Origin of the sequence: Cyclobacterium xiamenense (assembly GCF_900109255.1) — a bacterium.
Classification (GTDB): Bacteria; Bacteroidota; Bacteroidia; order Cytophagales; family Cyclobacteriaceae; genus Cyclobacterium; species Cyclobacterium xiamenense.
In genome coordinates this window covers 340,209-362,334 of sequence record NZ_FNZH01000002.1, presented here as the reverse complement: position 1 = coordinate 362,334, position 22,126 = coordinate 340,209, and the positions used below count along the sequence as shown (strand labels likewise).

Annotated in this window: 19 protein-coding genes; 13 read left to right on the top strand and 6 right to left on the bottom strand. The window is 49.8% G+C overall.

The genetic code is table 11. From position 1 onward, the window contains the following. Positions 1 to 31: 31 nt before the first annotated feature. A complete protein-coding gene (locus tag BMW71_RS06320; RefSeq protein ID WP_092171052.1) occupies positions 32 to 493 on the bottom strand; it encodes a GlcG/HbpS family heme-binding protein in 462 nt (153 codons plus the stop codon). A gap of 107 nt (positions 494 to 600) precedes the next feature. Between BMW71_RS06320 and BMW71_RS06315 the strand changes: the two genes are divergently transcribed. Continuing rightward, positions 601 to 1,023, top strand: coding sequence for a secondary thiamine-phosphate synthase enzyme YjbQ (locus BMW71_RS06315; RefSeq protein WP_092171050.1), 423 nt, complete (start codon positions 601 to 603; stop codon positions 1,021 to 1,023). 275 nt (positions 1,024 to 1,298) lie between these two features. Here the strand turns inward: BMW71_RS06315 and dgt are convergent, their stop codons facing one another. The 5 genes from dgt to BMW71_RS06285 form a co-directional block, all read right to left on the bottom strand. Then, on the bottom strand, positions 1,299 to 2,627 hold the full coding sequence (gene dgt / locus BMW71_RS06310) for a dGTP triphosphohydrolase (RefSeq protein WP_092171048.1): 1,329 nt from the start codon (positions 2,625 to 2,627) through the stop codon (positions 1,299 to 1,301). 46 nt (positions 2,628 to 2,673) lie between these two features. After that, positions 2,674 to 4,095, bottom strand: coding sequence for a TolC family protein (locus BMW71_RS06305; RefSeq protein ID WP_092171046.1), 1,422 nt, complete (start codon positions 4,093 to 4,095; stop codon positions 2,674 to 2,676). A 14-nt stretch (positions 4,096 to 4,109) separates the two neighbouring features. Further along, positions 4,110 to 7,286, bottom strand: coding sequence for an efflux RND transporter permease subunit (locus BMW71_RS06300; protein ID WP_092171044.1), 3,177 nt, complete (start codon positions 7,284 to 7,286; stop codon positions 4,110 to 4,112). Positions 7,287 to 7,298: 12 nt separating this feature from the next. Further along, on the bottom strand, positions 7,299 to 8,462 hold the full coding sequence (locus BMW71_RS06295; RefSeq protein ID WP_244891099.1) for an efflux RND transporter periplasmic adaptor subunit: 1,164 nt from the start codon (positions 8,460 to 8,462) through the stop codon (positions 7,299 to 7,301). 247 nt (positions 8,463 to 8,709) lie between these two features. Continuing rightward, positions 8,710 to 9,768 (bottom strand): DUF481 domain-containing protein, encoded by a 1,059-nt coding sequence (locus BMW71_RS06285; RefSeq protein WP_092171040.1) that lies wholly within the window; start codon positions 9,766 to 9,768, stop codon positions 8,710 to 8,712. Positions 9,769 to 10,170: 402 nt separating this feature from the next. On the opposite strand from BMW71_RS06285, the gene BMW71_RS06280 reads away from it, so the two are divergent. From BMW71_RS06280 to BMW71_RS06225, 12 genes are all read left to right on the top strand, one after another. Then, positions 10,171 to 11,238 carry a carbohydrate-binding family 9-like protein gene (locus BMW71_RS06280; protein ID WP_092172733.1) on the top strand — a complete coding sequence of 356 codons (1,068 nt, stop codon included), beginning with the start codon at positions 10,171 to 10,173 and terminating at the stop codon, positions 11,236 to 11,238. A gap of 66 nt (positions 11,239 to 11,304) precedes the next feature. After that, positions 11,305 to 12,102 carry a DUF4382 domain-containing protein gene (locus BMW71_RS06275; RefSeq protein ID WP_177179585.1) on the top strand — a complete coding sequence of 266 codons (798 nt, stop codon included), beginning with the start codon at positions 11,305 to 11,307 and terminating at the stop codon, positions 12,100 to 12,102. Continuing rightward, positions 12,102 to 13,166: a bifunctional diaminohydroxyphosphoribosylaminopyrimidine deaminase/5-amino-6-(5-phosphoribosylamino)uracil reductase RibD gene (gene ribD, locus BMW71_RS06270; protein WP_244891098.1), complete on the top strand. Its 1,065-nt coding sequence runs from the start codon at positions 12,102 to 12,104 to the stop codon at positions 13,164 to 13,166. The genes BMW71_RS06275 and ribD overlap by 1 nt, the downstream gene beginning before the upstream one ends. Beyond that, positions 13,159 to 13,641 (top strand): GAF domain-containing protein, encoded by a 483-nt coding sequence (locus tag BMW71_RS06265; RefSeq protein ID WP_092171036.1) that lies wholly within the window; start codon positions 13,159 to 13,161, stop codon positions 13,639 to 13,641. The genes ribD and BMW71_RS06265 overlap by 8 nt, the downstream gene beginning before the upstream one ends. Positions 13,642 to 13,660: 19 nt before the next feature. Next, the gene (locus tag BMW71_RS06260) at positions 13,661 to 14,260 is read left to right on the top strand and encodes a non-canonical purine NTP diphosphatase (RefSeq protein WP_092171034.1); all 600 of its coding nucleotides are present in this window, start codon (positions 13,661 to 13,663) and stop codon (positions 14,258 to 14,260) included. A gap of 19 nt (positions 14,261 to 14,279) precedes the next feature. Beyond that, positions 14,280 to 14,903, top strand: coding sequence for a uridine kinase (udk, locus tag BMW71_RS06255; RefSeq protein ID WP_092171032.1), 624 nt, complete (start codon positions 14,280 to 14,282; stop codon positions 14,901 to 14,903). 145 nt (positions 14,904 to 15,048) lie between these two features. Continuing rightward, positions 15,049 to 15,426 carry a hypothetical protein gene (locus BMW71_RS06250; RefSeq protein WP_092171030.1) on the top strand — a complete coding sequence of 126 codons (378 nt, stop codon included), beginning with the start codon at positions 15,049 to 15,051 and terminating at the stop codon, positions 15,424 to 15,426. Between the two features lie 105 nt (positions 15,427 to 15,531). Beyond that, a complete protein-coding gene (secDF, locus tag BMW71_RS06245) occupies positions 15,532 to 18,498 on the top strand; it encodes a protein translocase subunit SecDF (protein ID WP_092171028.1) in 2,967 nt (988 codons plus the stop codon). 177 nt (positions 18,499 to 18,675) lie between these two features. After that, on the top strand, positions 18,676 to 19,344 hold the full coding sequence (locus tag BMW71_RS06240) for a hypothetical protein (RefSeq protein WP_092171026.1): 669 nt from the start codon (positions 18,676 to 18,678) through the stop codon (positions 19,342 to 19,344). Positions 19,345 to 19,423: 79 nt separating this feature from the next. Next, a complete protein-coding gene (metK, locus tag BMW71_RS06235; RefSeq protein WP_092171024.1) occupies positions 19,424 to 20,680 on the top strand; it encodes a methionine adenosyltransferase in 1,257 nt (418 codons plus the stop codon). Between the two features lie 103 nt (positions 20,681 to 20,783). Further along, positions 20,784 to 21,302 (top strand): DUF1572 family protein, encoded by a 519-nt coding sequence (locus BMW71_RS06230; protein WP_092171022.1) that lies wholly within the window; start codon positions 20,784 to 20,786, stop codon positions 21,300 to 21,302. A gap of 59 nt (positions 21,303 to 21,361) precedes the next feature. Beyond that, complete coding sequence (locus tag BMW71_RS06225) at positions 21,362 to 22,120, top strand: EcsC family protein (RefSeq protein WP_092171020.1); 759 nt, start codon at positions 21,362 to 21,364, stop codon at positions 22,118 to 22,120. Positions 22,121 to 22,126 lie beyond the last annotated feature (6 nt).

Here is a 22,126-nt window from a genome sequence, read left to right as displayed (position 1 = left end):
AATTCCCGGTCCATCGTTGGTACACGTAGGATTAAAATGCCTCTACTCCGGCCGCGGCGATAATGCCATCTTGAGCGGAAGTCACGCCACTCACACCAATGGAACCGATCACATGGTCTCCATCCCGGATGGGCAGCCCCCCCTCCACGGCGGCTATGCCCAGACTAAGGAAGTGTACGTTCCCGGCCTTGACCCCATCTTCAAACACTTTGGTGGGTCTTTTAAACTTAACTGCGGTACCTGCCTTTTGGAGCGCTACGTCCACACTCCCAATTTGGGTACCATCCATCCTGCGCAGGGCTAACAGGTGTCCACCGGCGTCCAGAATAGCAATGACGACATTCCAATTGTCCTGCCGGGCACGGGCCTCAGCAGCATCCGATATGCGCTGGGCATCCTCCAGGCTAAGCAGACGGACCGACTGCTGCCCCATGGCTGGCAGGCTTAGTCCAAGAACCAGCGCCAGGCAAATTGTTGAAAAGAACTGTTTCATGCGTACGTTTTATTTAGGTTGAGGATTCACTTCGTCTTTAAAGATAAAGAATTAATGGGTATTCTTAAATGTTTTATATTTGAGATTCCACCAATTGAAAAAAAACGATGAAAATTTTCCAAAAAGAAATGCAATTGCCTGCCTTTAATCGGGGATTTCATCTCATCACCCGGAATATTGTGGATAACTTTCCCGAGCTGGCCAAAATCAATGCGGGTATGCTGCAGGTATGGATCAAACATACCTCCGCCGGATTGACCATCAATGAAAATGCCGACCCCACTGTTCGTCAAGACTTTGAGACGTTTGCCAATGACCTGATCCCGGAGAATTATCCACACTTTATCCACACCTATGAAGGCCCAGATGACATGCCTGCGCACCTGAAAGCAAGTATTTTCGGTGTTTCCGTACAAATTCCCGTTTCCGGGGGAAAACTTAATCTCGGAACCTGGCAGGGAATTTATCTCGGAGAATTCCGGGAACACGGCGGCACCAGAAAATTGGTGCTCACGCTCTTCGGTATCTAAATCCCATCATTACCGGATACCCTCGCTCTTAAACCTGTTTTCGGTAGTTTATCCACTAGTTTATCCACAAATTAGTTAGCGATCCGTCAGTTAGCCGGGAGCGATTACTCCATCCAAATAAAAAAGTTGTTTGCCCGTAAAAAAATGCACTTGACTTTTCTGCTAATAGGCTTCCGCCAAACCGATACCAGTGGACGGTCTGATCGGGTTCTCACCTATCGTGAATAAAAAACGCAAAACGACTACCCGCTCCGGAAAAAATACGGCTATCCCGCTCAGGTATTCGGAAGGGAAATTCCTTTCACCCGCCGGTACAAGGAAAGCGCGTATTTATCGGTCATGCCAGAGACGAAATCCAACAAGCCCCGAAGCAATGGATAAGCAGACTGGCTCGACAACAGGGCCAACTCCTCCGGAAGCAGGCGGAGAATGCTTCTGTTTTGGCCGGAGAATCGTTCCTTACAGAAGTGGTGGTGGTACAAGGCGGTGCCAAATGTTTCCAGCAATCCCTCCAAAACCTGGTATCCGGCCGCTTCCTTTTCCAGGACCGGCTGCGAACGGTAAATTTTCTGAATGGACAAACTGCTTATTTCTTCCAGCGCCGCCGCCGAAGGAATGCGATCGGTCAATGCCTGATCAAAGGCGCCCGTAAGCAGCAGCGGCTCACTATCCCGAAACACCCGATCGGTCTCTTCTATGAGTTGATTGATGGCCATGGCCCGTAAAATGGCTAGCTTCTGACGGTTTCCCGGGTATTTCTCCAACTTCTGCGGAGAAAACCTGTCGCCAATAATGGCAGCGAGTAAGGAAATGGTCTTTTCCTGCGAAACCAATCCCATCGTACATCCGTCTTCCAAATCGATGATGTTGTAGCAGATGTCGTCTGCTGCTTCCACCAGAAAGGCCAATGGATGCCGCATCCAGCAGTTTTCGGCTAGCTGGGGAATGGCCATCCTATCCGTCAGCGTACGGTAATCGGATAGGTTGTTGGTGAAAAACCCGAATTTCTTCTGACTGCGGCGTTTTTGGTCAGCAGCCGAAGCCCAGGAAGGCCTGGGGTATTTGGTAAATGCTGCAAGGGTGGGTAAAGAAATGTTAATCCCGTTTTTTCGATCCAGTAGCATCCGAAACCCCTGGGCATTTCCTTCAAAACTCGTCAGGTCCTCCCACTCCTGGTCCGAACATTCTTCCCGCCAACGCTGACCGGTAGGATGAAACCGGAAAAAATCGGAGATGGCTTCCTCTCCAGCATGACCAAAGGGAGGGTTTCCAATATCATGAGCCAGTGCCGCAGCGGCTACAATGCCCCCAATGTCAAACGATTGCAACTGGGTGTTTTTCAATGCGGGGTATTTTTCCAGCAGAAAGGTGCCAGCAGATTTTCCTAAGGAGCGTCCCACGCTGGAAACTTCCAGGCTATGCGTCAGGCGCGTATGCACAAAATCCTGCTCCGGCAAGGGAAATACCTGGGTCTTATCCTGCAGGTTGCGGAAAGGTGCAGAAAAAATGATCCGGTCGTAGTCTTTTTCAAATTGGCTGCGTTGCCGCCCGGCAGCTGCGGCTTGAAAGCCCTCCGGTAGTAAAAGTTTTTCCCAGTTCATCATAGGGCCCAAAAATACGAAGCCCGGGAATGGGGAAAAAGAAAATTTCCTATTTCCAACCGCCGCCCAACGCCCGGTACAAATCCACCACCGTGAGAAACATCTCGATACGGGTGTTGGTTTTACTCAATTCCGCCTCCAAAACCCGGGACTGCGCCGTAATGACCTCCAGATAGGTGGCGTATCCTCCACGAAACAGCTCGTTAGAAGTAGAGACCGCGTTCAAGAGCACGGCGGTTTCTTCATCCCGGAGGCTGTACACGGTACGGAGGTTTTCGATGCGTTGCAGCTGATTCATCACTTCCCGGTATCCGTCCAGGATTCGTTGCTGGTAATTGTACAAGGCTATTTTGTTAGAGGCTATTTCCCGGTCAAAGCCTGCCTGAATCCTGTTTTGGGCAAATATCGGAGCCGTCAGTCCACCCAAAAGGCCGATCGTCAGCCCGCCGGGCATTTCGAATGCTGCCGGAAGACTGCGGTCGTTTAGCCCCACATAGGGCGTAAAACTAAACGAAGGCAAAAATTCCTTTCGTGCTGCCTCCACGTTGTAATTTGCTGCACGTAGTTCGTGCTCCGCTTGCTGAATATCGGGCCGACGTAATAACATATCGGAAGGCAGCCCCACATCCATCGCGTAGGGCAACTTGATTTCCAGCAAGGAGGACGCCCGGGGAATGGGCGCTGGAAACCGGCCCAGAATAAAATTCAGGTTGTTTTCCGTTTCGATAATTTCCTGTCGCTTTTCGATCGCAAGACTTTTCGTGGAGAGCAATTGGGCAGAAAACTGCTGTACCGCCAGCTCTGTGGCACGACCGGCCATTTTCTGGATCTTTATCAGCTCCAGCGCCATTTCCTGAAATTCAATGTTTCGTTCAATGGTTTCCAATTCGATATCCATGCCCAGTAGTTCGTAATACAACTTGGCTATTTCAGCCACCATATTGGTCACCACCACATGCCGTCCATTTTCGGTTGCCAGAAATTGCTCAAAAGAGGCTTCTTTCCGGTCCCGAAGCTTGCCCCATACGTCAATCTCCCAGGTACTTTGAAACCCTATAAAATTATTTTCCAGGCGGTTAACCACATTTCGGTCACCATTGATGGTGCCGCCCAACAGGTTGGGGCGAATGTCTCCCGAGCGGTACCGCACAATACCGTCCATGGTCGGGTAAATGGCTCCCTTGCTGATCCGAAACTGGGTCCGGGCAATCTCGATGCGCTCGAGTGCCATCCGCAGGTCCAGGTTATTTTCCAAACCCGCTTCTATCAACTGTACCAGGTTGGGGTCATTGAAAAAGGCCTCCCAGGAAATGTCTCCAATGCTGGAGGAATCCGCTATATCCAGAAACGTTTCGGGCACTGGTTCCATTTCGGGCAACACCGGAACTTCGATGCTCTTGCAGGAATACGTCACAGTCAATGCGACTGCCGCTAACAGCTGAAGTAAGAATGACTTATTGGAAAAAAACATGAATCGTGCGTGGTTCAATTATTCGAAAAGGATACCGAAGGCGCTTCTTCTTTCAGGGCTGTTTCGGGTTCGGGATCACTTGTTTTAAAGGTAAAATGAGCAAAGATCACGTAAAGTCCGGGAATAATGATCAAGCCGAAGATGGTTCCGATCAACATCCCTCCGGCGGCTGCCGTACCAATGGATCGGTTGCCCAAGGCCCCGGCACCCGTCGCCATCGCCAGGGGAAGCAGCCCTGCGATAAAAGCAAAAGAGGTCATTAAAATGGGCCGAAGTCGGGTGACCGCTCCCTCTACCGCCGCCTGTACTACCGTATGCCCGGCTTCTCTTTTTTGTATGGCAAACTCTACAATCAAAATGGCGTTTTTGCCCAATAGCCCGATCAGCATGATCAGTGCTACCTGTGCGTAAATGTTGTTTTGCAATCCGAGCACATACAAGGCGAAAAAGGCGCCAAACACCCCAACGGGAAGGGAGAGGATCACTGGCAGGGGAAGCAAAAAGCTCTCGTATTGGGCAGACAGGATCAAGTACACGAACAACAAACAGATCAGGAAAATAACGATGGCCTGGTTTCCAGATCCTACCTCTTCCCGGGACATGCCGTACCAGTCGTGTCCATAGCCTTGAGGCAATTTTTCCGCCGCTATTCGTTCGATCGCCGCAATGACGTCCCCGCTACTGTAACCCGGAGCAGCCGCTCCCTTAACAGTGGACGAATTGTACATATTAAAGCGGGTGAGCTGTTCGGGACCGTAGGCTTTTTCCATCGTAAGAAAGGAGGAAATAGGCACCATCTCCCCTACATTATTCTTCACTTGCAAATTCATGACGTCTTCCGGTCTGGCTCGGTACTGAGGCCCAGCCTGAAGCATCACATCGTACATCTGCTCAAAACGGACAAAATCCGACACGTACATCCCTCCCAGCAATACCTGCATGGTGCTGAGCGCCTTGGCGATGGTAACGCCATTTTTAGCCGCCATGTCTTGATCAATATGTACGACAAACTGGGGGAATGTTGGGTCAAAATCCGTAAATGCATTGCTGATTTCCGGAGCTGCTTCAAGTTCTTCGATCAATTCATTGGTAATCGTTGCGAGACGGTCCAGGTTTCCCGTTCCCGTCTGATCGAGCACCTTCATTTGAAATCCGCTGGAATTGCCAAAGCCCGAAACTGTTGGTGGCAAAAAGAAATCGATTTTTGCATCGGACACGCCTTCCGACAAGCCCCTGAATTGATCAAGTGTCTCTTGTATGGGCAAATCTTTACGTTCATCCCAGGATTTCAGGTTGACCATGGCCATCCCGTAGGAAGCGCCGGAAAGGCCGTTACCCAGGGAATAGCCTGCCAAACTGGAGACCGATTCCACCGCTTCGTTGCCTTCCAGTTTCGAAACCAGTTCATCAAGTACCTTTTCGGTTCGTTCCACGGTGGCACCCACGGGAGTTGTTACGTTGACGTAGACCATGCTTTGATCCTCCGTGGGGATAAAGCCGGTGGGCAGTATTTTACTGATACCCCAGGTCGCTGCAAAGAAAAACACCAGGATTAGCGTGGTCACTCCCCGCCGCGGAACGATGTACAGGATGTACTGGTAGTATTTCCCCTCGAAAAAGGTATACGTACGGTTAAACCAGTCAAAGAACCGCTGTAACAGTGTATGTTTCTTTTCCTTACCGTAGTGATTTTGCAGGAGTATGGCACAGAGCGCCGGGGTCAGTGTCAAGGCATTGATTCCTGAGATAAAAATCGCAAAAGCCAGGGTCAGGGAAAACTGCCGGTAGAAGATCCCCACCGGGCCAGACATGAAGGCCACCGGGATAAATACCGCCGACATCACCATGGTGATAGCAATAATGGCCCCGCTAATCTCCTTCATGGCAGCGAAGGTCGCTGCGCGAGGAGCCAAGCCCTCTTTTTCCATTTTCGCATGCACCGCTTCTACGACCACGATGGCATTGTCGACCACGATACCGATGGCCAAAACAAGGGCAAATAAGGTCAGCAGATTGATGGAAAATCCCAGCCACTGCATGAAAAACAAGGTGCCTATCAGGGCTACTGGTACCGCCAGGGTAGGAATAAGCGTGGATCGAAAATCCTGGAGGAAAATAAAAACCACGATAAATACCAAAATAAAGGCTTCTACCAGGGTCACCAATACCTCTTGAATCGAAGCGTTCAGAAAGCGCGACACGTCGTAGGAGATTTTGTAGTCCATTCCAGAGGGAAAGGTTCCATCCTTAATCGACTCCATTTTCTTTTTGACATTGGCGATCACTTCGCTGGCATTTGATCCAGGGCGCTGGATCACCATGATGGAGGCCGCTGGTCTTCCGTCCAGCTTGGAAATCCGGCCATAGTTCAGGTTCCCAAACTCAATATCGGCAATGTCCTTCAGCCGAAGGATGGAGCCATCGGGATTGGCCCGGATGACCAGGTTTTCGTATTGCTTGGGTTCGTAAAACTTTCCGGTGTATTTCAATACGTATTGCAGCATCTGCATGTCCTTACCGGAACTAATGCCCAATTGCCCGGGAGCTGCTTCTACGTTCTGATTTCGAATCGCCTCCACCACATCGTCGGTAGATACCTTGTACGCAGTCATGCGGTCTGGTTTGAGCCAAACCCGCATGGAATAGTCCTTGGTACTCATGATTTCAGCAAAGCCTACCCCATCTACCCGACGCAATTCCTGCAATACATTCAGATCGGTAAAATTGTAAATAAAGGCTTCGTCAAGCGACGTGTCTTCGCTGGCTACGTTGATGTACATCAACAGACCTTCCACCTGTTTTTCCACCGTCACGCCCGCCTTCACCACCTCTTCCGGCAATTCGTTGACCACCGTGGAGATTCGGTTTTGTACCTCCACCGCTGCCAAGTCCGGATCGGTCCCCGCTTCAAAATACACCTTAATGACCGTTGTGCCCCGATTACTGCTAACAGATGTCATATAGGTCATTCCTGGCACCCCGTTAATCACCTTTTCCAATGGCGTTGCTACCGTTCTGGCGCATACTTCGGCATTTGCTCCCCGGTATTTGGCATTGATGGCCACCGAGGGAGGGGCAATGTCCGGAAACAATTCTACGGGCAGGGTAAAGAAAGACAAGAGTCCCAGCAGCACGAAAAAAAGAGAAATGACCAGGGATAAAACCGGCCGCTTGATAAATAACTTGAACATGACGGTTTTCGCTTAAGGGGTGTGTACTACTTCGGCCAGGCCATTTTCGTCCTGTACGGGTTCGCCTGCTTCCTCATCCGAAGCCATTATTTTAGGCTGGATGGTCATCCCATTTTTGATGTTTTGAATGCCTTCAAACACCAGGCGTTCGCCGGCCTCCAATCCGGATTCCACAATATAATAATGGGAAAACCGTGCCCGCGGTACAAAACTTCTCATTTCTACCTGGTTATTGTCGTCCACCACGTACACAAAACTTCGGTCCTGAATCTCGAACACCGCTTTCTGCGGAATGATAATGGCGTTCCGTATGCGGTTTGTTAAAATAATCTTCCCGGTAGAACCGTGCTTTAAAATCTTGTTCGGATTGGGAAAGCGGGCCCGAAAGGCTATGGAACCGGTATTCGCGTTAAACTCGCCTTCCATGGTTTCGATCATCCCCTTAAACGGATAGGGAGAACCATCCGCCAACACCAACTCCACCACGTTATTCTCCGCTGTTTCGTCCTTGGACTTGATGTATTCGAGGTATTCGCGTTCCGAAACATTGAAATACACGTGAACCGAACTCACATCGGATACCGTGGTCAGCAAACTTCCCTGATCGATCAAACTCCCCATTCGTAACGGAATCCTGTCCGTGGTGCCATCGAAAGGGGCGCGGATTTCGGTGTAGGATAGCTGCACCGCCGCATTGGCCTCTGCCGATTTGGCTTCCTCTATCTTGGCCATCACCGCATCGTACTTGGCACGCGTCAGGTTCAACTCGGACTCCGAAATCACGTTATTGTCCACCATGATTTTTAGCCGCTCCACTTCAAATTCCATCACCTTCGCCTCTGCTTTGGCGCTTTCCAAATTTGCCTTCGCTTTGGCCAGGTCCGCTTTGTATTCCTGATCGTTGGTTTTAAAGAGGATCTGACCCTTTTTTACTTCCTTGCCTTCGTCTACAAATACCCGTTCGAGAAAACCCTCCACCCGTGCTCTTAATTCCACGTTTTGTATGGCTTTGATATCTGCTACGTAATCACGGTGAAGGATCGTATCTTTTGCCACCACCTGAATCACCGGAAATTCCTTGATCGCCGCTGTACCGGTAACCGACTTTTCTTTTTCACTACATGAACAAATAACACTGCATGCGGATAGGAAAAAAACGATTCCGACTCCTTTCATTTTACTTCTTTTCATTACCACTTCTCCTACTGAGTTACCTACTTGGCGCCATCGCTTTTTAGACAATTTGACCTTTTAAATCTTTCCTAATTAGTACAATTAATTTTTCAAACCAAGCAAAAAAATGTCCGAAGCCCCTATTGAATCGATTAACGGAGAATATCCCAGATGAACATCCACCCGGAATCGGGTCAGTTTTACCGTCTTTTTTTCAAAAAGGAACCGGGGAACAGCCTTTCCTTCCCTCCTAAAGCTTCCAGCCGAAGGAAGTTTGAAAAACGTAATCGGACCTGCTGGCATTTTCTCTGGGTCGGTTGTCAAAATTCACCGTGAATCCCAGCCCAAAATACAGGTTCAAAGGCAGATCGTATTTGACGTCAAATGAATAGTCGATCCGCCATCGTCCGCTCTCCGTCAGGCTGGGATACGCCACGACATGGGAAATCAAGCTTAGGTCATCTAACCCATATAGGTTTAGCTCCGATCCAATAAATCCTTCTCCGCTCCTGTTTCTTGGGTTGCTTCCGGGCAGGGAAAATACTTCGTTGTTGAACGAGATACCGCCGGTAAATCCCCAATAAGCACGATTTGTTCGAACGATGTATTTTCCTAAACCTAGTTTACTTACGGTCCGAAGCTCAATCAACTGCTCTGTATTGGATAGCAAGTTTATGGCGGCCAAACCAAACCAATTCTTCTTTAGGAAATAACTGACCCGAGTATCGGCATTTAGCCGACGTATGGGCGTGGAACCCTCCTGAAAGGAACGCAGGTCATTGTAGCTTCCTGTCACCGACCATTTTTTTGCGCGGTACCCTAGTGTACTTCGCACATTAAACTGCCGGAGGTCATTGGCGCGGGTGAAATTATACGACAAACCGATGGACGCAGACAGCCGATCCAGGAATTTGGGTTTCAGGGAGTTCAAGTAAATAACTTCCTCGTAGGGAAGCGTGGCAAGGGTATCGCGGTTGCTTACCACATGCACCCTGGCCGAATCCGGACTCAGCAGGGTGCCTACAAACCGGTTTTTGTTCTTACTCATGATGATGAACTGTGTGGTCGTCTGGATGAAGGCAATCTTCTCCCATTCGATTTTGAAGTCTTCGTCGCTATAATCGGTCTCCATCTTCAAGACTCCCCTGTCCATGCTTTTGATTTCCCCGTGAAGTACGTTTCCATTCCGGAGCCCTAGCGTATCTACCTGGGCTGTAGCTTGGGAGTATAGGACCGAAACCAAGAGTAAGATTGGCAACCATACGTAGGCTGTTCCTGGGCTTTTGTGTTGTGTTGAAGGTTTACTCATAAAAGCTGAAGGTTAGGTCAACAGTTTTTTTGGTCTATTTCGCCTAGAAAGTCCGGCTATGCCTGGCAACAACTCAGAAAAAACTGCTGATCGTTTTTTTGTAAGCGGATTCGCCCGATTGAGTATTGCTAGTTAAGAATAATCTACCAAAAATCGCAGCTATCTCGGGAAGAAAAGCGGGCAACTTTTAGCTAACCGCTGTTTGTTTGCCGAAAACTCCTGCCTGAGGTGGATCGAAAACCGCAGGGAGTCCTGCCAAAATGGCCGTAAACACGAAGGATTTTGCTTGCATAACGATTGAATTATTCGTCCCTGATTCATTTTTTCTCCCAACCCCACTGGATTTATTCTATTTTTGTAACCGATTCACGCTTCCACCTGCCACCAAACACCAAAATTCTTATGGAAAAAATGTTCGCTACCGCGCTTCTTATTCTAAGTACCTCGTTTGGGGAAACCCTTTCCCAGTCTCTTCCCGATCCGAAGCACTACCTGGCTTATTTTGTATCGGAACCGCTTACCATGGATGGAAAGTTGTCCGAAAATTCCTGGGAGCAAGCGCCTTGGTCTGAATTTTTTCAGGACATACAGGGCGCCGACCATCCAACACCCCGGCAGGCTACCCGGATGAAAATGCTTTGGGACAAGGAATTTCTGTACATAGGCGTACACCTGGAAGAAACCGATTTATGGGCCACGTATACCGAACGGGAATCGGTGATTTTTCAGGAAAATGACATTGAGGTTTTTATTGACCCGGACGGCGATACCCACCATTACTACGAACTGGAAATCAACGCGCTGGGCACCGTCTGGGACTTGATGCTTACCCGTCCCTACAAGGACGGCGGAAAACCAATTAACGGATGGAACATCAACGACTTTCGGCATGCCCTGCACCTGGAAGGCACGCTGAACGATCCCTCCGATACGGACGCGTATTGGTCGGTAGAAATGGCCATCCCCTGGAAAAGCCTCTCCCAGTCCGGTGGTAACTACCGGGCTCCGGAGTCTGGAAGCCAATGGAAAATAAATTTTTCGCGGGTACAGTGGCAAATTGAGCCGGATGAGACCGGATACAAAAAGAAAATCAATCCGGCTACCGGGAAATCCTTTCCGGAGGACAATTGGGTGTGGTCCCCCATGGGGCTGGTCAACATGCACCTGCCCGACCGATGGGGCATTGTGCAGTTTTCAGATATTCCTGTGGGAACAGGCACCGATACCTTCATCCCCAATCCAGACGAAAACGTAAAACGCGCGTTACGGAAGCTTTACGATGCCCAACGAAAACTGTACGCCGAGGAAAGCCGTTACGGAAGCAGCCTGGAAGCATTGCGGGTCGAAAGTGATTTACAAGAACTACATTTTGAAGTGAGCGCGACGCGATTTAAAATTTCCTCCCCCTCCCGGGTGAATGCGGCGCAGCGGTGGTACATCACCGAAGACGGCAGAATATGGAAGATGTGATGCAAAACCTTAGTTACAGGGAACCAAAACAATAAGATGGCGGTTTTAGGCGCAAAATATACCGGTATGGCTACCATCAAACGGATCGTTTACTTCAGTATGCTTATGGGATTTCTGGCCGCATGCGAGGATGCCTCGTCGGAAAACCGCTCGCTGGTAAATGTATTGCTGGTGGACGCTCCGGGGGATTTTGATCAGGTTTGGATTGAGGTGTTGGGCGTGGAGCTCTTGCCTTCCGGGGTCAGGGGCAGCGCCGAAAATGCCAACTGGATAAGCCTACCCTACCAGGCAGCAACCAATACTGTACGCATAAGTGATCTGGTAGACGACCAACGACTATTGGTCGGCCGAACAGAGCTCCAATCGGGGACGATTTCTGGTATCCGGCTTCGATTGGGCGATGAAATGTACCTGATTCGGGATGAAACCCGAACGGATCTGAGCCCAGCCCCCAACCTGGAGGCTTTGCTGGAGCTGGACGTACGCCTTGATGTAGCGCCGGGGCTTTCCTATGACCTGTACATCGATTTTGACCTGGCCCAATCCATCCGGCAGGGGCCGGGGGAAACATTTCAGCTCATACCGAAAGTCAGGGCCTTCGTTACGGAACAAACCGCCGCCATCCGGGGGACCATACAGCCGCGGGGAATCCGTCCACACGTCTTTGCGATAAACGCAACCGATACCCTGGCTACGTTGACCGGGAATACCGGGGGATTTCATTTCAAAGGCCTGCCGCCTACCGATTACCGGCTGTTTGTGGATGCACCCGCAGGCTATGCCGATACGACCCTTTTGGTGAGCACCCAAGCAGACAGCCTGGTAACCCTGCCAACCATCAACCTGCGAATCGAAAACCCCTGATGCAAACGAATATTCCTCGACACGGCTCCGACCACACCACGCAGGACCTGTTCTTTATGCGCCGGGCTATGGAACTGGCGTCCCTCGGTCTGGGGCAGGTAAGCCCCAATCCCCTGGTGGGCTGTGTCATCGTGCACGAAGGGCAGGTAATTGGCGAGGGCTACCACGAGCGTTTTGGACAGGCGCATGCAGAACCCAACGCCATTGCCAGTGTAGCAAATAAGGGGCTTTTACCTGCCTCTACCCTTTACGTAACCCTGGAGCCTTGTGCGCATCATGGCAAGACGCCCCCCTGCGCCGATTTGATCGTTCGCCAACAACTTGGTCGAGTGGTCGTAGGTGCAGTAGACAGCAACCCGCTGGTGGGAGGCAAAGGCATTGCGCGAATCGAGCAAGCCGGAATATCCGTGGTAACGGGACTTCTGGAACCGGAAATTCGCTACCAAAACCGCCGGTTTTTTACCCAAATGGAGAAAAAAAGGCCGTTTATCCTGCTCAAATGGGCACAAACCCGGGATGGCTTCATTGCCCGAACCAATTACGACAGCAAATGGATCAGTAATCCCCTGAGCCGGCAACTCGTCCACCGCTGGCGCGCGGAAGAAAGCGCCATACTGGTGGGTACCCATACCGCACAATACGACAATCCTCGGCTAAATGTCCGTGACTGGACCGGAAAAAACCCCCTTCGACTGGTGATAGACCGAAGGTTGAGGCTGTCCCAAGAATTGCACCTGTTTGACGACTCCCAGCCCACACTTATCTACAATGAGAAGCAGGCGAAGCAGGCGGGCCAAACCGAATGGGTTCGCCTGAATGAAGACTTTGGGCTGCAGCATCTACTGGACGACTTGCAGCAACGAAACATCCAAAGTCTGATGGTGGAAGGAGGCGCCGCCTTGCTGCGGGATTTTATTGGGCAGGGGCTATGGGACGAAGCACGGGTGTTTACTGGAAATACCCATTTTGGACTCGGCATACCTGCGCCCATCCTTCCCGGATTTCCAACCGAACAAATCAAACTGGATCAGGACCTGTTGCAAACCTATACCAACCATGAATGAAGCATTAAATTTGCCGACGGCCGCCGGAAAACGCGATCGTTATCGCGCCCTGCTGCCTCAGCTGGAGGCGCTGCTGGCCGGCGAGACCGATCTGATCGCCAACCTGGCCAATACGGCTGCCGTTTTGAAAGAGGCCTTTGATTTCTTGTGGGTGGGTTTTTACCTGGTCCGAGATAATCAATTGGTATTGGGACCCTTTCAGGGGCCGATCGCCTGCACCCGCATTGACTACGGAAAAGGCGTCTGCGGAAAAGCCTGGGAAACGGAAGAAACGCAGGTGGTTCCGGACGTAGACGCCTTTCCGGGACACATTGCCTGTAGCAGTGCCTCCCGCTCTGAAATCGTGGTGCCGCTGTTTTCTTCGGAAAAAGTAGTTGGAGTACTGGATATTGACTCCGAGAATCTGGCCCAATTTGATGCCACCGACCAACAGTACCTGGAAAAAATGGTGCAGCTCATTTCCATTCCCGGCTAATCTGCCTTACTTTCATCCTATGAAAATCTGTTTTGCCACCAATAATCCCAAAAAGCTGGAGGAAGTAAAAGCTGCACTGGGAAAGGAATTTGAAATAGTATCACTGGCCGAAATTGGCTGTTCGGAAGAATTGCCGGAGACGGGCGATACCCTGGAGCACAATGCCTTTCAAAAAGCACAGTACGTGAAAACGCATTATGGGGTCGACTGTTTCGCCGATGACACCGGCCTGGAAGTAGAAGCCCTGGATGGTGCACCTGGGGTGTATTCCGGGAGGTTTGCGGGGGAACCCCGAAGTGACGAGCGGAACCTTTCGCTGCTATTGGAACGGATGCGGGACAAAACAAACCGAAAAGCGTCCTTCCGAACGGTCATTGCTTTGCTTTTGGGAAATGATTCGCATGCCTTCGAAGGGAAGGTTTCCGGTGAGATTTTGCGGAAGCGTTCCGGAGAAGCGGGTTTTGGATACGACCCTGTATTCCGGCCAGAGGGCTACAAGGAAACCTTTGCGGAACTATCCATGCAGGAAAAAAACGCCATCAGCCATCGGGGAAGGGCCGTTCGAACGTTAGCCGATTTCCTAAAATCAGGCGCGGCGGGAAAAAATCAGTCATCCTAACAGACACGCATTCCGCTCCATGAACCATCCCTTTATTATCGGCATTACCGGAGGAAGCGCTTCGGGAAAAACCCATTTTCTGGATCGCTTGCTCCACGCCTTCGATCCGGGGCAGGTATGCCTTATCTCTCAGGACAACTACTACAAGCCCCGCAACCTGCAGCCCCTGGACGAACGCGGCATAACGAATTTTGATACGCCCCATTCCATCGATTTTGAGCAATATGCCACCGATATCCGCGCCCTACAGCAAGGCAAGCCGGTGCAGCGACAGGAATATACCTTTAACAATCCCAACAAGACGCCTCGGATGCTTACGTTTGAGCCAGCGCCGGTGGTCGTGGTAGAAGGAATCTTTGTCTTGTATTATCCGGAACTTGCCGCCCTGCTGGACCTCAAAGTCTACATCGATGCCAAGGACCACATCAAGCTTAAACGCAGGATCGTCCGGGATAAGGTAGAGCGTGGCTATGACCTGGACGACGTGCTGTACCGCTACGAACAGCACGTGATGCCTACCTATGAAAAATACATTGCGCCATTTAAGCACGATGCAGACCTGATCGTCCCCAACAACCATGGTTTTGACAAAGCGCTGGAGGTAATTCGCACTTTTCTCCAGGTAAAGATTTCCCGCTCCTAACAGCGTCTTCCCCGGGCACTGCTTGTGTCGAAAAACAGGGCAGCGGGAAAAAGTAAGGTAACAGCTTGGTATACAAGCGCTTTGTGTTCAAAAATTATCGCGAGAAAGGAGCGAATATAAAAATTTCTTTCTATATTTGCGCCCCATGGCAACGAATCAAACAACGAATGGAATCGTACGGCAAAGGCTCAGCCTTTTGCTGGTACTTCTGTTTTGTACGTTTGTGTCGGTGTCGGAACTTACCGTTCAGTTGGATGCAGACAGCAGTCTGATAAATTTACAGTTCGACCTGGATGACGACGCCGCCGAAAATGATGCAGGGGAGGAGAAGACCTTTATTCACGCAGCAATCGATGCCGTGGTTCCTTTTGCATTGGTGGTTGTGGATCATGCCTATCACCTCATATACGAGGTGTCGGGCGGGGGAAACCTCCGGCTGGGTTTCGATGCCGGTAGCGGTCCCCCATTCAACCAGCTGTTTGAGATACTTTTTGAACAAATAATTTCGGTAAACGCTCCCTGAGCACCTTTCCTCCTGATTTTCCTTTCCTTTCGCCGGTAAACATTGGTTTGCTACCGGTAATACATCCCCTAGTCAACAAAAACTAACTTCATTTAACATAGAATCATGAAAAATAAAGGCATTATCGTTTTTTTAACGGTGGTCATTACCGGGTTGTGTTTGTACTACCTATCCTTTACACTGGTTTCCAACAGTGTGCAGAAAAAAGCCACTACCTATGCTACCGACGAATCGGGCAACATCGACTTTGATAAAAGACAATCCTACCTGGATTCTGTCTGGCGCGAGCCGGTCTACAGCTTTTTGGGTATACCCTTCACCTATCAAGAAGTAAAAAATACCGAATTGGGGTTGGGTTTGGATTTGCAAGGCGGCATGCACGTGACCCTGGAAGTTTCCCCCATTGAAATCGTCAAAGGACTTTCCGGCGGAAGTAAGGATCCGGAGTTTAACCAGGCAATTGCCCTGGCCGTCGAACGATCCAAAACCGTCAACGAGAGTTTTGTAAGCATCTTCTACCAGGCATGGCAAGAAGAAGCCGGAGACCGGCAATTGAACACCATTTTCGCCACTGCCGCTAACAGGGGGCGTATTTCACTGGAATCGTCGGATACCGACATCCTGAATATCATTGACGATGAAGTTGAAAACGCCATTGATCGTTCCTTTAATATCTTGCGGACACGGATTGACCGATTCGGTACCTCCCAACCCAATATCCAACGGATACAGAATACAGGCCGCATTCAGATTGAACTTCCGGGAGTAGACAATGTGGAGCGGGTTCGGAACCTGCTGCAGGGAGTCGCAAAATTACAGTTTTGGGAAGTCGCAGAAATCGATGAATTCGGCGATGCCTTGCAACAAGTGAATGCTTTTTTGGTAGAGGAGGCACGCTCCGAGCAGCCCCAGGCTAACGCCGAAGACATGGAGGCTGTAGCGGACACCACGGACCTGGAAAGTGACCTGGCTCGTCAACTGGCGGAAGGCGCTTCGGATCAGGATTCCCTGGGCATGGATGTATCGCCCATTTTCTCCCTGCTCAAGGCCAATTATGGGTTGGTTTACGAATTGCGCGATACCATCGCCATCAATCGGATATTAAAAAGAGATGACGTTCAGTCCCTTCTTCCTCGGGATATTCGGTTTATGTGGTCAGTCAAGCCTCAGGTACAGGAGGGTATGGAACTGTTGGAACTGCACGCGATCAAAGCCCCTCGGGGAACCGATCAGGCTCCCCTGGAAGGAGACGTAATTACCGATGCCCGACAGTCCCTGGATCAGACCTCACGGCCTGCCGTCAGCATGCAGATGAACGCAGAAGGAGCACGAAACTGGAGACGCCTCACCGCGGAAAATATTGGTAACCGAATCGCCGTCGTATTGGATAATTACGTATATACCGCACCGACCGTACAAGGAGAAATCCCTTCCGGCCAATCGGAAATCACCGGAAACTTTACGATGGAGGAAGCCAAAGACCTGGCCAATATCCTTAAATCAGGAACCCTGCCTGCCCCTACGAATATTGTAGAAGAGGCCATTGTAGGTCCCACACTAGGCATTGAGGCCCGAAACCAGGGGATCAATTCGATGATCGCCGGTTTGGTACTGGTGGTTTTGTTCATGGTCGCCTATTATTCCAAAGGAGGATTTGTCGCCATTGCAGCCCTGCTGTTCAATATTTTCTTTATCCTGGGAATTCTGGCGCAGCTGGGGGCTGCCCTTACCCTACCCGGAATCGCCGGTATCGTACTGACAATCGGTATGTCCATTGATGCAAACGTCCTGATCTTTGAGCGTATCAAGGAGGAATTGCGCAACGGAGCGGGTATCCTTCAGGCGATTAGCAGCGGGTACGACAAAGCGTTTAGTGCCATTCTTGACTCCAACGTTACCACCTTTCTGACAGGAGCGATATTGTATGCATTGGGGCAGGGACCGGTAAAAGGTTTTGCCATTGTATTGATGATTGGTATTGCGTCTTCCTTTTTCTCGGCCGTATTTATCACCCGGGTCATTGTCCACTGGATGAGCAAAAAAGGCGACAAAAGTACCATTTCCTTTGCCACGCCTTTCGCGCGCAATCTGCTTACCGATCTGTCCATAGATTTTCTGGGCAAGCGAAAAATTGCATACTTGATTTCCACCTCCATCATCGTGGTCGGAATGGTCCTGGCACTCACCACTGGCTTGAAATTCGGTGTGGACTTTACCGGCGGTAGGTATTATATCGTAGAATTCAACGAACCCATCCCCGCCTCTGAGTTGAAAGTTGGGCTGGATAATGAATTTGATGGAGCCGTTGAGGTAAAAACCTACGGTGCCAACAACATCTTAAAAGTCACCACTTCTTATTTGGTAAACGAGGATAACGAGGAGGCAAACCGCGAAGTAGAGACAAAAATTCGTGAGGGAATAGCCACGGTCACCGGGTTTAGTTTCATTGAGGATGCCAACCAAATGACTGAGGGGGCCTTTGCGATCACGGGATCCAACAAGGTGGGCGCGACGGTCGCCGACGACATAAAAAACTCCTCCCTGGAGGCGATGTTTTTCTCTTTGGTCGCAATTTTCCTTTACATCTTACTTCGATTCCGTAAATGGCAGTTCTCTCTGGCTTCCATTATTGCCTTGATACACGATACCTTCTTTGTGATCGCCGCATTTGCCATAGCCAGTACTTTTGGAGCTACCTTTGAGATCGACCAGGTATTCATTGCTGCCGTACTTACTGTCATCGGTTATTCCATCAACGATACGGTGATTGTCTTTGACCGAATCCGGGAAAATATTACCAACCGGGGTACAGGAAAATTGGTGCAGATGTTTAACGACGCCATCAACCAAACCCTGGCGCGAACCATCATTACCTCTGCCACTACGCTGATCGTGGTGCTGGTGTTATTGATCTTCGGCGGTGAGGTGTTGCGAGGCTTCTCCTTTGCGTTGCTGATTGGGGTATTGGTTGGTACCTATTCCTCCATCTACATTGCCACTCCGGTAGTAGTGGATTTGATGAAGCGCGAAATAGCCAGTGAAGCCAGCACCCCGCCAAAAAAAGTAGCCTAAGTCGAATCCGTTTTTCTGCATCTTCTGATTCAGGAAAATGATCGTACTTCAATTAGAAGAGCCGGTTCATCGAGAACCGGCTCTTTTTTTGTACAAAATGCAAAAAAAATACCCCAAACCGGGTATTGACCGAAGTTGTTTGTTTGAATAACTTGCCGCCAATAAATCTACTCTTGTATGCTCGTTTCTTTTTATTGCGTCGCACTGCTGGTAGGAATTGTGTCTTCAGGAACCTATCTCGCTTTTGGAAATAACCTGAAAGAATACAAACGAACCACAAGCCTGGTTTTACTGATTTTGATTACCTGCCTCCTTTCCGAATCTATTTGGAAGTATAGCGGCAGCAGCGATTCCTTTCTATTGTTTAATGTCCTCTACGTGTACCTGAGGCCAACACTCATGCTACTGCTTTTTAGCCAATTGCCGTACTCCTGTCATCTTCAGAAGAAAGTTTTACCCACATTGCTTGCCTTCCTGCTGTTAGTCGTACCGATCAGTGTTTTTTTTCAATCGCCTTTCACGGGCATACAGTCCTATGCGTACTTGCTTGGCCACGGAATGGTGCTGTTTTATAGCATTATTTTTTTCAAAGACCTGCTCCGGCAGAGCCGCTACAAGGACGTGAATCTCCTGTCACTGCCTTACTTTTGGATGGCCTCCCTGGTTCTTTTTTCCTTTGGAGAGAGTTATATTTTTTTTATTTTAACTTATTACATTCCCTCGTTTGGGAGCTATGGAATGGGTCAGGTATTTCAATGGGTGCAGTTTTTTGGCGCCATTATGTACCTCACGCTGGGGCTTTCGTTCTACGCCCCGTTGATTTTTAACAGACGTTACAGCTATTAAAGGGAAGGCAGGTGAAAATATAGTTTTTAATTTTAGCTGTAAGCTGTAAATTTACCTGCTCATTTTAAAAACGCATTGTATGTCCTATTTATTTACTTCGGAGTCCGTATCCGAAGGACACCCTGATAAAATTTCCGATCAGATTTCAGATGCCATTATCGATCATTTTTTGGCTTTTGACCCCAACTCCAAAGTAGCTTGTGAGACCCTGGTAACCACCGGTCAGGTGGTCCTGGCTGGAGAGGTCAAATCCAACACGTATCTGGATGTTCAAAAAATTGCCAGGGACGTGATCAATAGGATCGGCTATACCAAGAGTGAATACATGTTTGACGGCAGTTCCTGCGGGGTATTGTCCGCCATCCACGAGCAATCGCCCGACATCAATCAAGGGGTAGATCGAAGCGACCCCGAAGAGCAGGGAGCCGGCGATCAGGGCATGATGTTTGGCTATGCCACCAACGAGACCGATAATTACATCCCCCTGGGGCTGGATCTGTCCCACCGTTTGCTTCGGGAATTGGCAGTCCTTCGTCGGGAAAACGACCAAATCAAGTATCTTAGACCCGATTCCAAAGCACAGGTAACCATTCAATATGGTGACGACCATACGCCGGAAAAAATCAATACCATCGTGGTTTCCACCCAACACGACGATTTTGCTGACGAAGCTGCCATGCTCCGAAAAATCAAGAAAGACATTATCGAAATTTTGATTCCACGGGTAAAGGCCCAATTGCCCCCCTCGCTACAGCAGCTATTTACCGATGATATCATCTACCACATTAATCCCACGGGAAAATTTGTGATTGGCGGTCCACATGGAGATACGGGACTTACCGGGAGAAAAATTATCGTCGACACCTACGGTGGCAAAGGCGCGCACGGTGGTGGTGCATTTTCCGGAAAAGATCCTTCTAAAGTAGACCGGTCCGCTGCGTATGCGACCCGACATATTGCCAAAAATCTGGTGGCTGCAGGCGTTGCAAACGAAGTACTGGTGCAGGTTTCCTACGCCATCGGCGTGGCCAAACCCATGGGCCTCTTTGTCAACACCTATGGCACTTCCAAGGTGAGCTTATCGGACGGAGAGATCGCAAAGCGAGTAGAGGCCTTGTTTGACATGCGGCCTTTTGCCATTGAAAACCGACTCAAACTGCGCAACCCGATCTACGAGGAAACGGCCGCATATGGACACATGGGTAGAGAAAGTGAAGTGGTGACCAAAACCTTTTTTTCCCCGGACAAAGCCTCCATTACCCTGGACGTGGAATTGTTTACCTGGGAAAAACTGGATCAGGTAGCGGCCATCAAACAGGCGTTTGGATTGAGCTAACCCATTCTTTAGAGCTGCCGCCGGGCAGCTTTTTTTTATGCGTTAAATCAGGTATCTTAGGCAATAAACCAGCGGCTCTCTAAGCCGTCAAATCTAGAAAGCTATGAACCCTACCACAAACTACCTGGAAAGCAGCCTTCACCTCTTTCGGTTTTACAAAAGCCTGGGCGAAAAAGCCATGGAACAGGTTCCTGAGGAGAAACTCTTCTGGCAATTCAATCCCGACAGCAACAGCATCGCAACAATCGTCAAACACATGGCGGGCAACATGCATTCCCGTTGGACGGATTTCCTGCATTCCGATGGAGAGAAACCCTGGAGAAAACGAGACGCAGAGTTTGAAAACGACATCCGCAGCAGAAAGGAAATGATGCAGGTATGGGAAGCCGGCTGGAAGGTGTTGTTCGATGCTCTTGAACCCATAACACCGAAAGATTTTGACAAAACCATCTTCATTCGAAAAGAGCCGCACAGCCTTATCGACGCCATCAACCGGCAATTGACCCATTATGCCTCCCATGTGGGACAGTTGATCTATTTGGGTAAAATGCTTAGTGCCGGTACCTGGAAAAGCCTAAGCATCCCCAAAGGACAGTCGGAAACATACAGTCCGAAGCCGTAAGAAAGCCAAACCTGGGCTACGAAAAAATAGTACCAATCAAAAAACAAACGCTGACGGCCATGCCCGAGCCCGGAAATCTTGCCGAAGCCCTGTACGAAAAGCTCGCCCGGGAGGAACTTCGCATTTGGTTGCAACAAACCAAAAAAAAACCCTCCCTGGTAAACCGCTTTACCAGTGGCACGCAACGGTCTATTAATAACCTAATCCCGGAAAAAATCCACCAGGCGATCACTTTCGCCATCGAGAAAATCGTTAAAGGTGTGTTGATTGGCAACGAATTCGTGAGACCAAAACCCTACCTCGTGGAATTGCTACGCCTGAAGGAATACAAAGCCAGACAAGCCATTCGTTTGTACAAGCGAACAGCCTCCGTGGAAGGAGCCATTACTGGGGCAGGCGGAATCTTGATGGGATTTGCTGATCTCCCAGCCTTCCTGGCCATCAAAATGAAAATGCTCTTTGATCTAGCGGCGGCCTATGGCCACGACGTGCGGGATTTTAAAGAGCGCGTCTTTATACTGACCATCTTCAAACTCACCTTTTCCAGCCAAAAAACCAGAAACACAACGGTTTTACTGTTGGAAAACTGGACGGAAACAGCCGAAAAACTGCCAGATAATTTTGACGGATTCGACTGGCGTAGCTTCCAATTGGAATACCGGGATTACATGGATCTGGCCAAACTGGCCCAACTAATCCCGGTAATTGGAGCCGGCGTGGGCGCGGTGGCCAATTTCAAACTTACCGAACAACTGGGGAAAACCGCCATCCAAGCCTACCGCTTGCGCTATTTTGCAGAAAAGAGCCCCGCTCGCTAGCTGACC